This window comes from Devosia sp. Z6_126, assembly GCF_058133495.1.
On record NZ_JBYUNO010000003.1, the window covers coordinates 1 to 14,153 of the forward strand.

The window sequence follows — 14,153 nt, forward strand, 5'->3', positions numbered from 1 at the left end:
GCCGACCGTTCGTCGCGACCGCGCAGTTGCGCATGAAGATGGGGCAACAATAACCGAGCTTTTGGCACCGGGGATAAATTGAGTCGCCGGGCAGCGGAGGCTGCCCGGCCAACCACGCTAAAAGCTGGCCTTCAGCCAGTGCCCGACCCGCGCCAGGTAACCATCGGTGCCGGTCAGCTTGCTGGCGCCGCGCGGCTCGGCATATTCATGCGAGCACACCTGCGGGTAAATCAGCATGCCGGCAACGGTCGCGAAGGCTGCGCCCTTGGCCATCTCCGGCAGCCCCGCGATTCCCATCGGCCGGCCATTGCGCACATTGCGTGCGAGCACGCGGCGGGCGACTTCGGGCAGGCCCGTCATTTCGCTAGCGCCGCCAGTCATCACGAAACGCCGCCCGCACATATCCATCATCCCCGTGGCTTGCATGCGATCGCGGATGGCCGTCAGGATTTCTTCGATTCGCGGCCGCATGATCCGGGTCAGCACGGAACGAGCCACCTGCCCCGGCGCCTCATCGTGAGTCGCGCCCACTGGCTGGATGGGAATCATGTCGCGTTCGTCGGCCTGGCCGGGCAGCACCGAGCCATAAAGCGTCTTCAGGCGCTCGGCATCGGCAACGCTGACCGAGAGCTGGCGCGCAATATCCAGAGTCAGGTGATGCCCGCCGATGGCGATAGCGTCGGCATAGCAAAGATGGCCTTCGTTGAAGACCGAAACGGTCGTGGTCGCGCCGCCGAAATCCAGGCAGGCGACACCGAGCTGGGCTTCATCATCAACCAGGGTCGCCAGACCCGAGGCATAAGGCGTGGCGACCAGCGCTTCGATCTGCAGATGGCAGCGATGCAGCACCAATTCGAGATTGCGCATGGCAAGGGTTTCCGAGCTCACCACCGCCACGTCGACGCCGAGCTTGTCGCCGACCATGCCCTTGGGATCCTGGATGCCCTTTTGGCCATCGAGCGAATAGCCGATGGGCAAGGCATGGATGATGGAGCGCTCGGGGCGAACGCTGCGCTCGTTAACGGCGCGCAACACGCGTTGCAGATCGGCCTTTTCGACTTCCTGGCCATCAAGCGAGACGGCTGCGGAGAAGGTTTCCGAGCCGAGCCGGCCGGCAGTGACATTGACGAGCACCGACTCCAGCGTCAGCCCGGCGGCGCGCTCGGCCATGCCCACCACAGAGCGAATGGCCTGCTCGGCCTTCTCAATATCGGTGACGACCCCGCTCTTGACGCCCGAGGACGGGCCATACCCAAAGCCGATGACCTCGGCCTTGTGCGAGCGGCCCTTGAGCGACTTGCCTTCCGGCCGGGGCGACAAACGCGCAATCACGCAACAAATCTTGGTGGAGCCGATGTCGAGCACCGCCACAAGCGTGGTGCGCCCGGGCTGAAGGGGACGAAGCCGCGAAGTCATGGCATCGGTCATCATGGTTTCTTGGTTTCTTTTTCTTCTTCGATCTCGGCCGGCCGGACTGCCACGAGGCTATCCACGCGCAAATCGATCACGGTGACGTCGCGGTCGAGGAGCTGGTATTCAGTTTGATACATATCGAGCTTGCGCAGCGCCTGGGCGACGCCAAGCTCGGGCAATTGCACGCGCAAGCCGGTTTCGTAGATCATGTCCCAGCGGCGGTCGGCGATGCGCGACAGGGCCACCAGACCCTCCTGCAGCACCGGATGTTGCTGCAGCGCCCGGATCATCACGAGGGCATCATCCGCCGCGCCATCGCCCACGACGAGGGGCAGATCGCCATAAGCACCGGCATCTTCGCCGATCTGGTCGCCCTGGGCATCCACCACAAAGGTCACGCCATCCACGCGCCAACGCGCCACCGGTACCTTTTCAGTGATGGTGACGACGATGTCACCGGGCAGGCCCTTACGGACGCTGACGGCCTCTACCGAAGGCAGCTCGGCAATGCGCAGGCGGGCCGCTTCGACGTCAAACGCAACGGTCGAGGTGTAGGGCTGCACGCCAAGGGCATCGAAGATGTCCTGCTCGCGCGTCAGGGCTTGGCCCGTGATCGAGATTTCGCCAATGGCAAAGCCGGCAGCGGCAGCCTGCCCTTGCGCCAGCTCGCCAAGGGTGGCCATCCCCAGCCCGATCGGCTCGCGGACCTGCCACACACCCAGCCCAACGGCGAGCAGCGCCATAGCGCTGGCGGCCCGCACGAGGGCGTGGCGGTGCAGCACCCAGGCGCGGCCCACAATATTGGCCAGCTTGCGCCGGGGCGGTCGCATGCGAACAGGCAGCTGGCGCGGATTGACCACCCGCGCTCCGGCGAAAAACGCCTCGCTTTTTACCTGTTGCAACTCGCGTCCTCCACCAACCAGGTGACCAGTTCTTCGAAGGAATGCCCGGCGTGAGCCGCTTGTTCGGGCGCCAGCGAAGTGGGGGTCATTCCCGGCTGGGTGTTGATTTCAAGGCAGACCAATTCACCATCTTCGCCTGCCGCGTCGTTGAAGCGGAAGTCGCTTCGGGTAATCCCGCGACACCCCAACGCCGCATGGGCAAGCAGGCTCATCTTCTGCACTTTGTCGTAAATTTTCGGTGAAATTTGCGCCGGCAGCACATGATGTGATCCGCCGGCGGAGTATTTCGCCTCGTAGTTGTAGAAGGCCAGATCGGTGACGATCTCGGTGACGCCCAGGGCTACATCGCCCATCACGGCACAGGTCAGCTCGCGCCCAGGGATATAGCGCTCGACCATCAGCTCTTCGCCGCCCTTCCAGTCTTCGCCCAGTATCTCCTGGGGCGGATGGGACTGGTCAGCCTTGACGATCAGGATGCCAAAGCTCGAACCATCGGCGACGGGCTTGACCACATAGGGCACGGGCATGACATGGGCGCGGCCCACTTCGGCGCGGCTCGCCACCACATGGTCGGTCACCGGCACGCCGGCGGCCTTGAGCATGATCTTGGTCTGGTGCTTGTCCATGGCGAGCGCCGAAGCCAAAACGCCCGAATGGGTATAGGGAATGCGCAGAAATTCCAGCACACCCTGGATGGTGCCGTCCTCGCCATAGCGGCCATGCAGAGCATTGAAGGCAACGTCTGGCGCGATCTCGCGCAGCTGTTCGGCGATGTCATAGCCGACATCGACCTCGGTCACCTGGTAGCCGACGCGGCGCAGGGCTTCGGCACAGCCCTTGCCGGAGCTCAGGGATACGGGACGCTCATTGGACAAGCCGCCCATAAGGACGGCAACGTGCTTGGCCATCAAAATGCTCCTGCAACGGCAATCACGAGGAGGTGGCTCACTGGGGATCCTCCCCCATGAGTGCGCCGAGTTCCGCCGGCAGTGCCGCGGCCCATTGCGTGATGTTGCCGGCGCCCAGGCACACAACATAGTCGCCCTTGGCCACGCGGCTGGCGAGCAGCGGCGCAAGAGCTTCGGCGCGGTCGATCACGCGAGCATCGCGGTGGCCGCGGGCGCGGATACGGTTGACCAGTTCGTCATGGGTGACGCCGGGGATGGGCTGCTCGCCGGCGGCGTAGACCGGAGCGACGATCACGGTGTCGGCGTCGTTGAAGCAGGCAGAGAAGTCGTCGAACAGGTCCTGCAGGCGCGAATAGCGATGCGGTTGGACCACGGCGATAACGTCGCGCTTGGTGGATTGGCGGGCCGCGCGCAGCACCGAGGCGATCTCGACGGGATGGTGGCCGTAATCATCGATCACGGTGACGCCGCCGACGACGCCGGTCTTGGTAAAGCGGCGCTTGACCCCCGAAAAGCCCTTGAGGCCCTTGCGGATGGCTTCGGCCGGAACATGCAGCTGGTCGGCCACAGCGATGGCGGCGGTAGCGTTGAGGGCGTTGTGTTCGCCCGGCATGGGCAGTTCGAGCCCGTCGATGCGCAGCTGGGTCAACCGGATGCGGTCGCGGATCTCGACGGAGAACTTGCTGACACCGTCCACGGTTTCCAGGTCCACGAGGCGCACATCGGCCTGGGGGTTGGTGCCATAGGTGATGACGCGGCGATCGCGGATCTCGCCGACCAGCGCCTGCACTTCGGGGTGATCGAGGCACATCACCGCAAAGCCATAAAAAGGGACGTTCTCGACGAAGTTGTGGAAGGCGCGCTTGACGCCTTCGAAGTCGCGGTAATGGTCGAGATGCTCGGGATCGATATTGGTGACGACGACGACGTCGGCCGGCAGCTTGACGAAGGTGCCGTCGCTCTCGTCGGCCTCCACCACCATCCATTCGCCCGCGCCCAGCCGGGCATTAGTGCCATAGGCATTGATGATGCCGCCATTGATGACGGTGGGATCGAGGTCGCCGGCATCGAGGAGCGTCGCCACCAGGGTCGTGGTCGTGGTCTTGCCATGGGTGCCGCCGATGGCGATGGCGTTCTTGAAGCGCATGATCTCGGCCAGCATCTCGGCGCGCCGAACTACCGGCAGCGCGCGGGCGCGAGCGGCAACCAGCTCGGGGTTGTCCTTCTTGATGGCCGAGGAGACGACGACAACAGCGGCTTCACCGAGGTTTTCGGCGCGCTGGCCGATCTCGATGCGGATCCCCATGTCGCGCAGGCGCTGCACATTGGGATTGGCGGCGGCATCCGAGCCCTGCACCACATAGCCCTGATTGTGCAGGATTTCGGCGATGCCACTCATGCCGATGCCGCCGATGCCGACAAAGTGGACCGGCCCGATATTGCGCGGCATTTTCATGGGGTATGTTCCAGTTCTTGAAAGTCTTTGCCCGCCAGCATTTCGGCGAGGTCAGCGAGTTTTTCCACAGCATGGGGCGCGCCCAGCCCCTTGGCCCGGGCCGCTGCGGTGGCAAGAGCCGGAGGGTCGGTCAACAAGGTGCCAACGCGTGTCGCAAGCGATTGCGGTGAGAGCGTGGCCTGCTCGGCCACCCAGCCGCCCCCGGCCGCTTCGACCGTGAGGGCGTTGTTTTTCTGATCGGCATCGATCGAGCCGGGCAGCGGCACGAGGATTGCGGGGCGCCCGAGGACGCAGAGTTCCGCCACCGTCGATGCACCCGAGCGGGCGATCACCAGATGGGAGGCGGCGATGCGCTCCGGCAGGTCGCCGAAAAAGGCCGCCAGTTCAACATTGACTCGAGCCTTGCGGTAAACTTCGGCCACCCGGTCGAGGTCTTCGGCGCGGCACTGCTGCAGTACCTGAAGGCGCTGGCGCAGGGCCTCGGGCAACTCGGCAATTGCTGCGGGGACGATGTCGGACAGCGCCTTGGCGCCCTGGCTGCCCCCGAACACGACGAGGTGCAAGGGCGCGTCGAGGTCAGGCGCGCTATAGGGGCGATCGGCAACGGCGCGCACCCGGTCACGCACCGGATTGCCGGTGAGCACGGTTTCGATCTGCAGCGCCTCGGCATATTTGGTGCTGGCAAAGCTCAGGGCAAGCAGATCGGCGAAACGCACCAGCGCGCGGTTGGCGCGACCCATTACGGCATTCTGCTCATGCAGGATGCCGGGAATGCCCAGAAGGCTTGCTGCGACGAATGGTGGAAAGGTGGGATAGCCGCCAAAGCCAATAACGGCATCAGGTCGGCTGCGTCGTAGCTTGCGCAGGGCAACGGCAACGCCGCCGCTCAGCTTGACCGCCGCCGCGGCAAACTTGACCGGGTTGCGCGTCGAGGGCGTGGCGGAGGGCACGATGTGGATTTCGCGCGCGGGGAATTCGCTGCCATAGCTTTCCACCCGATGGTCGGTCATCAACTCGATGACGTGACCACGACGGCGCAATTCCTGGGCCAGGGCCATGGCGGGAAACAGGTGCCCGCCCGTGCCGCCGGCCATCAACATGAACTTTTTCATTCTGCGGGCACCAATGCGCTCTTGTAACTGGGCAGCCCGGTGGCCAGGCGTTCTTCGGGCTTGGTGCGGGTGAAAGCGAGCATCAGCCCCATGCCAAAGGCAATCGCAATCATGGAGGTGCCGCCATAGGACACGAAGGGCAAGGTCATGCCCTTGGGTGGAACGAGGTTGAGGTTCACGGCGAGGTTGATGCCCGACTGCATGGCGAACTGGATTGCGAGCGTCGAGGCAGCAAGGCGGGCGAACAGGCTGCTCTGGCGCTGCGCCCCGAGCATGGCGCGGATAACGATAAAGCCGATCAATCCCACCAAAACCATGCAGAAGAGAATGCCGAACTCACCGGCGGCGGCGGAGAACACATAGTCGGCATGGGCGTCAGGGATGAGCTTTTTGGCAATGGATTCGCCCGGGCCCCGCCCGAACCAGCCGCCTTCCAGCAAGGACTGGAGGGCGCGGTCGATCTGGTAGGTATTGCCACCACCATCGGGGTTGAGGAAGGTATCGATGCGGCGCGAAAAGTGCGGGAAGAACATATAAGCGCCGAACAGCAGCACGGCTGCGACACCGGCCAGGCCAAAGATGATGAACCAGGAAATGCCGGACAGGAACAGCAGCACGGCCCAGGTCGCCAGTACCAGCGCGGTCTGCCCGATATCGGGCTGCAGCAAGAGGCCACAAACGATCACCAGCATGATCAGGGTGGCAAGGATCTTGCCCGGCACATTGCGGTGGATCATCGATTCCGAGAACAACCAGGCACCCAGCACGGCAAAGGCCGGCTTGACGAATTCGGAAGGCTGAATGGATTGGCCCGCCAGGGTGATCCAGCGCCGAGCGCCCTTCACTTCCGTGCCTAGCTTCAGGGTCGCCCAGAGCAGGACAACGCTGACACCCAGCGCAATGAGAGCGCCAACCCGCGCCTGCCGGTGGCTCAACAAGGAGGTTGCGACTAGCACGGGCAGCGCCAGCCCACAAAACATGGCGTGGCGAATGATGAAGAACCAAGGGGAAAGCCCGATGCGCTCGGCCACCGGCGGACTGGCGGCAAAGCTCAGCACCATGCCGCAGGTCAGCAACAGGATCAGCGCCCCAAGCAGTTCGCGATCGATCGACCACCACCATTCGGCGATGGGTGTTTTTTCGGCACGGGAAAACATCATGGGCAGTCGGCCTCGCGGCCTCCAGGCGGAACACTAGTCCCCATATCTAACCCAGGGATGGTTACCGATTTCCAACTTGCATCGCATTTTGCAACAAGTTGGACAACTGTGGCGCAGCGCCGCCAACTAGCGTAGCTTGAGCGAGCTCAACCCGATCAGCGCCAGTACGAAGGAAATGATCCAGAACCGGATCACGACTTGGCTCTCCGTCCAGCCCATATGCTCGAAATGGTGGTGGATGGGCGCCATGCGGAACACCCGCTTGCCGGTGAGACGGAACGAGGCGACCTGAACGATCACCGACACGGTTTCCAGCACGAAGAGGCCCCCAATAATGGCAAGGACGATTTCGTGCTTGGTGGCGACGGCGATTGAGCCGAGCGCGCCGCCCAAGGCGAGCGAGCCGGTGTCGCCCATGAAGATCTGGGCTGGCGGGGCGTTGAACCACAAAAAGCCGAGGCCGGCCCCGATCAGGGCGCCGCAAACCACCGACAGTTCGGCTGTGCCGGGGACATGGTTGAGCAGCAGGTAATCCGAGAAGACCTGGTTACCCACGAGATAGGCGATCAGGGCAAAGCAGGCCGAGGCAACCATCACCGGCACAATGGCGAGGCCATCCAGCCCGTCGGTGAGGTTCACCGAGTTACCGGCGGCCATGATCACGAAGCCGCCGAACAGCACAAAGAAGATGCCAAGATCAACCGCCAATCCCTTGGCAAAGGGGAACAAAAGCGCATTGGAGAACGCGCCCGGCGAGAGTTGCGAGATGGCATAACAAGCCACAACGCCAATGAGCGCTTCAAGGGCGAGGCGCTGCTTGCCGCCAAAGCCCTTGTGGCTCATGCGCTTGACCTTGAGATAGTCATCGTAAAAGCCGATAGCGCCGAAGCCGACCGTCACAAATAAGACCACCCAGACATAGCCATTGGTGAGGTTTGACCAAAGCAGGGTCGATATAACCGCGCCCGACAGGATCATCAGCCCGCCCATGGTGGGCGTGCCCTTTTTGGTCAGCAGGTGCCCCTGGGGTCCGTCTTCACGAATGGGCTGGCCCTTGCCCTGCTTAAGGCGCAACAGGGAGATCATCCCGGGGCCGAACAGGAACACGAAAAACAGCGCGGTGACGACCGCTCCTGCCGTGCGGAAGGTGATATAGCGGAAGACGTTGAACGCCGCGAGCGTGTCCCCCAACTGGGCAAGAAAGTACAGCATTTCTGGGAGGTGTCCTCGCGTGGGTGGGCTATTTCTGGTGGAAATGGCCCCGGATTTTTTCAACGACGCCCGCTAGCCCCACGCCGTTGGACCCTTTGATCATAACTGCATCGCCCGAAGCAAGATCGTTGAGCACGATCATCCCCATCTCTGCTGCCGTTTGTGTGTGGCAAGCCACACGCCCGGCGCCCAGTGTAGTGGCAAGGGCGGCCATTTCGGGGCCGACCAGGTAGATACGCTCGGCGCCCGAGCGCAGAACTGCTTCGGCGAGGCTGGCATGGAGTGCAGCGCTTTGAGCCCCGAGCTCACGCATGTCGCCCAGCACCAGCAGTTTGCGGCCGCCGGGTGCCGGCTGGGCCGCGAAGACGTCGAGCGCCGCGGTCATCGAGGCGGTGTTGGCATTGTAGCTTTCATCAATCAGCAGCAGCGGGCGCTCGGGATCGCCCAGGAGCAGGCGCTGCCCCCTGCCCGGCTGTGCGCCAAAACTGGCCAATGCTGCCACGGCAGCCTCCCGGCTCATTCTGGCGAGGTCAGCGACAATCAGCGCTGCCGTGGCATTGACCACCATATGGCGGCCTGGAGTGTTGAGATGGAGAGAGATGCGCTCGCCGGCATGCTCGAGCGTGGCGGTGCTGCCCTCGGCCTGCAGATCCGCTTCGAGGATGCGCCAGTCGCAGTTCTCGGTGAAGCCGTAGGTGATCACCCGTTGAACGCCCGCCTTGCGTGCCGCCTCGAGCAGCAGCTCGATCTGGGGATGATCGGCATTGAGCACTGCGGTGCCGCCAGGCTCGAGCCCCTCGAAGATCTCCGCTTTGGCCGCAGCGATGGCTTCCAAAGAACCGAGATTTTCCAGATGTGCGGCGGCCACATTGGTGATGACGGCGATATGCGGCCGCACCAGTTGCGACAAGGGCGCGATCTCGCGGGCGGCGTTCATGCCCATTTCGAAGACGCCGAACTGCGCTTCCGCTGGCATACGGGCCAGCATCAGCGGCACGCCCCAGTGATTGTTGAAACTCTTGATCGAGGCGTGGGTGGGACCTGCTGCCTCGAGCACCGTGCGGATCGCCTCCTTGGTGGTGGTCTTTCCAACGCTGCCGGTGACGCCAACCACCAGCGCCTCGCTCCTGGCACGGGCCGCGCGAGCGAGATAGCGCAGTCCCTCCAGCGCATCGGGGACGACGATGCAGCCGTCTTGTTCGCCCCGACCCTCGCTCACCAATGCAGCAGCGGCGCCATTGGCCAAGGCTTGGGCCACAAAGTCATGACCGTCGAAACGATCACCCTTGATGGCGACGAACAAGGCATCGGGACCCAGGTCACGCGAGTCGATCGAGACCGAGCCGATGCTCGCCCCAACCGTTCCCACCATCCGCCCCCCTGTGGCTTGCAACAGGGCGTCTCGGGTCCAGAGTGCGGGCATCAGAGTCTCTTGATTGCCTCGGCCACGGCTTGGTGGTCCGAGAAGTGGTGCTTGGTCGTGCCGATGATCTGGTAATCCTCATGCCCCTTGCCGGCAACGAGCAAAACGTCGCCGGGCTGGAGCGCGGCAACGGCGGTGCTGATGGCTTCGCCGCGATCGCCGACCTCTGCGGCGCGGGGTACCGCATGCATGATCTCCGCGCGGATCGTGGCGGCAATTTCGGTGCGGGGATTGTCGTCAGTGACGATGATCTTGTCCGCCAGCTCGGCTGCAACGGCGCCCATCTGCGGACGCTTGCCCTTGTCGCGATCACCGCCGGCGCCAAAGACCACACGCAGATCACGCGTCACATAGGGGCGTAAAGCCATGAGCGCGGTCTTCAAGGCGTCGGGCGTGTGGGAATAATCCACGAACACCGCCGCGCCGTTGTGCTCGGCTACGAGCTCCAGGCGCCCCTTGGCGCCACGCAGCTGCTCCACCGCGGCGAAAGCCTGCGCCTTTGGGACACCGCTCGCTATCGCCAACCCGGCGGCGACCAGGGCATTGCCGACCTGGAACTCGCCGGTGAGCGGAAGGTGAAAGCTCACGGTTTCGCCTTCGAAGCGGACCTCGACGCGCTGCCCGTAGCCCTGCGTTGTCACCGAACGGATCTGGATGGCAGCCCCGGGGGCATGGCCAACGCCCAGCAGCTTTGCGCCCCGGTCGACCGCGGCCGCGAGGAAAGCCGCGTGCTCGGGATCATCCATATAGACCACCGCCGTGCCACCATCGGCCAGCAGATCGGTAAAGAGCCGCAGTTTAGCCACGCGATACTCATCCATATCTGCGTGGTAATCGAGATGATCGCGCGTCAGGTTGGTGAAGGCGACAGCGGCAAAGCGCATACCGTCGAGACGCCGCTGATCAAGACCATGGCTGGAGGCTTCGAGCGCGACATGGTCGATGCCCTGCCCCTTGAGCGCGCGCATGTTCTGGTGGATTGATCGCGCGCCGGGGGTGGTGAGACTGCCCTCGATGTGGCGCGTGGCGGTTTGCACCCCCAGCGTGCCGATGCTGGCGCCAGCAATTCCGGCCTGCTGCCAGATCTGCCGCACGAAGGACGCGACGGAAGTCTTGCCATTAGTGCCGGTGACCGCCACCACGGTTCGCGGCTGGGGTGCAAAGATTCGCGCGGCGGCGCGGGCATAGGCGGCGCGGACATCGGGAACCACGATCACTGGCACGCCGGGATCTTGGGCGGGCACGAGATCGGTGACCACTGCCAAGGCCCCGCGCCCCACCGCGTCGGCGATAAAGGCATTGCCATGCACCGCTGCGCCGGGGAGCGCAAAGAACAGCTCGCCCAGCTCGATCCGCCGGCTGTCCGAGTTGAGGCCGAACACCGCACCCAGATCCTCGACCGGCGCGGCGCCTGATCCTTCCAGCAACTGGGATACGCTCAGTGACACTGCAACAGGTCCTTGTGGTTGGCCTTAGTAAACGCCAGCGGGCTTCAGCGCCTGATCAAGCGCTTCGGAGAAATCGGGCGCGATGCCCAGCATGGGCGCAACCCGCTGCACGATGCGACCGGTGACGGTACCGGCATTCCAGCCCGCGGTGGTGCCGGACTGCGGGTTTTCGGCCTTGGGCTCGTCCACCATGATCACCATTGCATAGCGCGGATTGTCCAGCGGGAACGCCGACGCAAAGAAGTTGGTGACTTTGCTGGAAGAATAGCGGCCGTCAACCACCTTTTCGGCCGTGCCGGTCTTGCCGCCGACGCGATAACCCAGTGCTTCCTTGTTCATCTGCGAGCCCGAACCTTCAAGGGCATTAAGCCGCATGAGATAGCGCAGGGCATCACTGGTGGATGGCTGCAGGACGCGCCGGTACAGGGACTCGGCCTCCCCCAGGTCACGCTTGTAAAGCGTGGGAGGCACGTAATTGCCGCCATTGACGAATGCTGCATAGGCTACCGCCATGTGCAGCGGGGAAACCGACAAGCCGTGACCGAAAGACGCGGTGGCCGCGCCAACTTCGGACAGTTGCTTGGGCACCGTTGGCAAGCGCATCTCGGGCAGCTCGAAGGGTACCCGCTGGTCAAAGCCCATCGTGCTCAGGAACTGCCGATAGGGCTCCTTGCCCATGGCCTGCATGATGCGGATCGTGCCGATATTGGACGAGTATTTATAAACTTCGGGCAGGCTGAGAATGCGGTGCTTGCCGTGGAAGTCATCGATGGTGAAGCGGCCAAAGCGGACGCCGAAGCGGGCATCGAACTGATCGCTCACCGACACCGCACCGCTATCGAGTGCACCGGCAATTGTCACGGTCTTGAAGATGGAGCCGGGCTCGAAAATGCCGGCGGTGATACGGTTGAAGCTGTCTTTGACCAGTGCCGAGGCGGGATCATTCGGGTTGAAATCGGGCACGGAGGCGAGCGCAATGACCTCGCCGGTATGCACATCGAGCATGATGCCGGCGGCAGCAATCGCCTGGTAGCGCGTCATCGCGTCCATCAGCTGCTCGTGCATCACATGCTGGGCGCGCATGTCGATGGAAAGCTCAACCGGGGTCAGCGCATTGCCGCGGGCAAGACCCAGCTCCTGCAGGAGCGCGACGTTCTCGCCATCCATGTGCCGCTCAATGCCGGCAATGCCCTGGTTGTCGATATTGGTGGAGCCCAGAACGTGGGAAGCCTCGGCCATGCCGGGGTAAAAGCGCTTGGATTCGGTGATGAAGTCGATGCCCGGGATGCCCAGCCGCATCACCCGCTCCTGGATGGAGGGCGACAGCTCGCGCTTGAGCCAAACAAAGCCCTTGTCGCCGGTGAGCCGGTCGCGCAGCCACTTCTCGTCGAGATCCGGGATGACCGTGCGCAGTTTTTGCACGGCTTCTTCCACATCGATGATGCGGCGCGGCTCGGCAAACAGCGAGGGAACACGAATATCGACCGCCATTTCGAGCCCATTGCGGTCAAGAATTGGTGGGCGAGTCGCGGTGATCAGGTCGCGTGCCTGCCCTTCGATCGTGGAGTCGGGCACGACCATGCCCAACTGCACCAGCCGCGCGCTCACCAGGGCAAAACCCAGCACGATCGCGAAGATCATCCAGCGAATGCGCGCCTGGGTGAGATTGCCGCGGACCTTGCGTGCGCCGTCGAGCGAAATGGGCGGGGCAAAATTCTCGTGCGCCAAGGCCATTACTCAATACCCTCAAGTTCGAGAATAGCGTCGATGGGGTCGATGCCGGCGTCCAGCGATTGGAACAGCGCGTTAAGCGCGGCGCTGTTGGGCTTGACTGGCCGCATGGGGAGACTCGCAAACGAGCCAAACTGCTCCTGCTTGACCGGCACAATGCCTAGCGCCGCCTGGTGCCGACGAACGATCGGATCGATATGGCCGGGCTGGTTGAGCACCGCCCAATCGGCCTTGAGCAGAGAAAGGTCACCCTCCTGCTGGTCGATGCGGGCGATCAGCGCCGTGCGCTCGCTGGCGGTGTGCTCGATGGAGAATTTCAGCGCGTAAACGCCCGAAAGCATCAGCACGCTGGAAAACAGCAGCAGAATGTTGAGGTTGCGGATCATGCATTTCCCCGGATTGTTGGCACGCCAAGGCCCTCCATTCGCACCGGACGGGCGGGCGCAGCGCCCCGGACCGCCCAGCGCAGAATGGCCGACCGCGAGCGGCTGTTGCGCTCAAGCTCGGCGCTGCCAGGCTTTTTCGCCTTAGCAACTTCGACCCAGCGCCGCTGTTCGCCCACCACCTGCGGCAGGTGCCGTGACTGAGTTGGCGCGCCCTTGTCGGGATCAAAGAAGCGTTTGACGATGCGGTCTTCAAGGGAGTGGAAGGTAATGACGGCGAGCCGCCCACCTTCACCTAGCAGGCGCTCGGCCGCGAACAGGCCCTGCACCAACTGCTCGAACTCGGCATTAACGGCAATACGCAGCGCCTGGAACGAGCGGGTGGCCGGATGGGCATCGCCGGGTTTGCGGCCGATGGCTTTCTCGATGATGCGGGCCAGCTGCAAGGTTGTTTCGATTGGCGCTTCCTGGCGGGCCGCCACGATGAACTGGGCGATACGCCGCGACTTGCGCTCTTCGCCGAAGGCATAAAGCAGGTTGGCAAGCGCCTCGGCCTCAAGGCCATTGACGAGATCAGCAGCGCTTTCGCCTGCCCCGCTCATGCGCATGTCGAGTGGACCCTCGCGCATGAAGGAAAAGCCGCGCTCGGCCTCGTCCAGCTGCATCGAGCTGACGCCGATATCGAGCACCACCCCGTCAAACGGGCCCTGCTCGCCCGCCAAATCGTCAAGCTGGGAAAATGTGCCCGGCAGAAAGGTAAACCGGTCGGGGTAGTCGGCCTTCAATGCATCGGCAAAGGGCAGCACGCTTGGATCGCGATCAATGCCCACGACCTCGGCCCCGGCAGCCAAGAGCGCGCGGGAATAGCCGCCGGCACCAAAAGTGCCATCAACGATTCGCTTGCCATGAACAGGCGCAAACACCGCCAGCACCTCATCGAGGAGCACGGGGATATGCGACATATTCTCTTGGCTGGCTTCGGGCATCTTACTCTTGCCCATGCGA

The 14,153-nt window shown here is 63.6% G+C and carries 12 protein-coding genes; all 12 read right to left on the reverse strand.

Going from position 1 to position 14,153, the window contains the following annotated elements; genetic code table 11:
• Positions 1 to 117 precede the first annotated feature (117 nt).
• A complete protein-coding gene (ftsA, locus tag AC3YOG_RS12140; RefSeq protein ID WP_127753563.1) occupies positions 118 to 1,431 on the reverse strand; it encodes a cell division protein FtsA in 1,314 nt (437 codons plus the stop codon).
• Positions 1,428 to 2,315 (reverse strand): cell division protein FtsQ/DivIB, encoded by an 888-nt coding sequence (locus AC3YOG_RS12145; protein ID WP_489935281.1) that lies wholly within the window; start codon positions 2,313 to 2,315, stop codon positions 1,428 to 1,430. Before AC3YOG_RS12145 ends, ftsA begins: the two co-directional genes overlap by 4 nt.
• On the reverse strand, positions 2,303 to 3,226 hold the full coding sequence (locus tag AC3YOG_RS12150) for a D-alanine--D-alanine ligase (RefSeq protein WP_489935282.1): 924 nt from the start codon (positions 3,224 to 3,226) through the stop codon (positions 2,303 to 2,305). The genes AC3YOG_RS12145 and AC3YOG_RS12150 overlap by 13 nt, the downstream gene beginning before the upstream one ends.
• A gap of 34 nt (positions 3,227 to 3,260) precedes the next feature.
• Positions 3,261 to 4,679 (reverse strand): UDP-N-acetylmuramate--L-alanine ligase, encoded by a 1,419-nt coding sequence (gene murC / locus AC3YOG_RS12155; RefSeq protein ID WP_127753566.1) that lies wholly within the window; start codon positions 4,677 to 4,679, stop codon positions 3,261 to 3,263.
• Positions 4,676 to 5,791: an undecaprenyldiphospho-muramoylpentapeptide beta-N-acetylglucosaminyltransferase gene (murG, locus tag AC3YOG_RS12160; RefSeq protein WP_489935283.1), complete on the reverse strand. Its 1,116-nt coding sequence runs from the start codon at positions 5,789 to 5,791 to the stop codon at positions 4,676 to 4,678. The genes murC and murG overlap by 4 nt, the downstream gene beginning before the upstream one ends.
• Positions 5,788 to 6,948 carry an FtsW/RodA/SpoVE family cell cycle protein gene (locus AC3YOG_RS12165; protein ID WP_127755256.1) on the reverse strand — a complete coding sequence of 387 codons (1,161 nt, stop codon included), beginning with the start codon at positions 6,946 to 6,948 and terminating at the stop codon, positions 5,788 to 5,790. Before AC3YOG_RS12165 ends, murG begins: the two co-directional genes overlap by 4 nt.
• A gap of 129 nt (positions 6,949 to 7,077) precedes the next feature.
• Positions 7,078 to 8,163 carry a phospho-N-acetylmuramoyl-pentapeptide-transferase gene (gene mraY / locus AC3YOG_RS12170; protein ID WP_127753568.1) on the reverse strand — a complete coding sequence of 362 codons (1,086 nt, stop codon included), beginning with the start codon at positions 8,161 to 8,163 and terminating at the stop codon, positions 7,078 to 7,080.
• 28 nt (positions 8,164 to 8,191) lie between these two features.
• Complete coding sequence (locus AC3YOG_RS12175) at positions 8,192 to 9,586, reverse strand: UDP-N-acetylmuramoyl-tripeptide--D-alanyl-D-alanine ligase (RefSeq protein ID WP_489935284.1); 1,395 nt, start codon at positions 9,584 to 9,586, stop codon at positions 8,192 to 8,194.
• Positions 9,586 to 11,028 (reverse strand): UDP-N-acetylmuramoyl-L-alanyl-D-glutamate--2,6-diaminopimelate ligase, encoded by a 1,443-nt coding sequence (locus AC3YOG_RS12180; RefSeq protein ID WP_489935906.1) that lies wholly within the window; start codon positions 11,026 to 11,028, stop codon positions 9,586 to 9,588. Before AC3YOG_RS12180 ends, AC3YOG_RS12175 begins: the two co-directional genes overlap by 1 nt.
• Positions 11,029 to 11,058: 30 nt before the next feature.
• Positions 11,059 to 12,768, reverse strand: a complete 1,710-nt coding sequence (locus AC3YOG_RS12185; RefSeq protein WP_172123666.1) for a peptidoglycan D,D-transpeptidase FtsI family protein — start codon at positions 12,766 to 12,768, stop codon at positions 11,059 to 11,061.
• A complete protein-coding gene (ftsL, locus tag AC3YOG_RS12190; RefSeq protein ID WP_127753571.1) occupies positions 12,768 to 13,151 on the reverse strand; it encodes a cell division protein FtsL in 384 nt (127 codons plus the stop codon). The genes AC3YOG_RS12185 and ftsL overlap by 1 nt, the downstream gene beginning before the upstream one ends.
• The gene (gene rsmH / locus AC3YOG_RS12195) at positions 13,148 to 14,149 is read right to left on the reverse strand and encodes a 16S rRNA (cytosine(1402)-N(4))-methyltransferase RsmH (RefSeq protein ID WP_489888986.1); all 1,002 of its coding nucleotides are present in this window, start codon (positions 14,147 to 14,149) and stop codon (positions 13,148 to 13,150) included. Before rsmH ends, ftsL begins: the two co-directional genes overlap by 4 nt.
• Between the last annotated feature and the right edge of the window lie 4 nt (positions 14,150 to 14,153).

What these genes read in the sequence shown, in the direction of transcription:
- ftsA (WP_127753563.1), bottom strand. Translation starts at nt 1,431, where the DNA reads ATGATGACCGATGCCATGACTTCGCGGCTTCGTCCCCTTCAGCCCGGG.
- murC (WP_127753566.1), bottom strand. Translation starts at nt 4,679, where the DNA reads ATGAAAATGCCGCGCAATATCGGGCCGGTCCACTTTGTCGGCATCGGC.
- murG (WP_489935283.1), bottom strand. Translation starts at nt 5,791, where the DNA reads ATGAAAAAGTTCATGTTGATGGCCGGCGGCACGGGCGGGCACCTGTTT.
- AC3YOG_RS12165 (WP_127755256.1), bottom strand. Translation starts at nt 6,948, where the DNA reads ATGTTTTCCCGTGCCGAAAAAACACCCATCGCCGAATGGTGGTGGTCG.
- mraY (WP_127753568.1), bottom strand. Translation starts at nt 8,163, where the DNA reads ATGCTGTACTTTCTTGCCCAGTTGGGGGACACGCTCGCGGCGTTCAAC.
- AC3YOG_RS12175 (WP_489935284.1), bottom strand. Translation starts at nt 9,586, where the DNA reads ATGCCCGCACTCTGGACCCGAGACGCCCTGTTGCAAGCCACAGGGGGG.
- AC3YOG_RS12185 (WP_172123666.1), bottom strand. Translation starts at nt 12,768, where the DNA reads ATGGCCTTGGCGCACGAGAATTTTGCCCCGCCCATTTCGCTCGACGGC.
- ftsL (WP_127753571.1), bottom strand. Translation starts at nt 13,151, where the DNA reads ATGATCCGCAACCTCAACATTCTGCTGCTGTTTTCCAGCGTGCTGATG.
- rsmH (WP_489888986.1), bottom strand. Translation starts at nt 14,149, where the DNA reads ATGGGCAAGAGTAAGATGCCCGAAGCCAGCCAAGAGAATATGTCGCAT.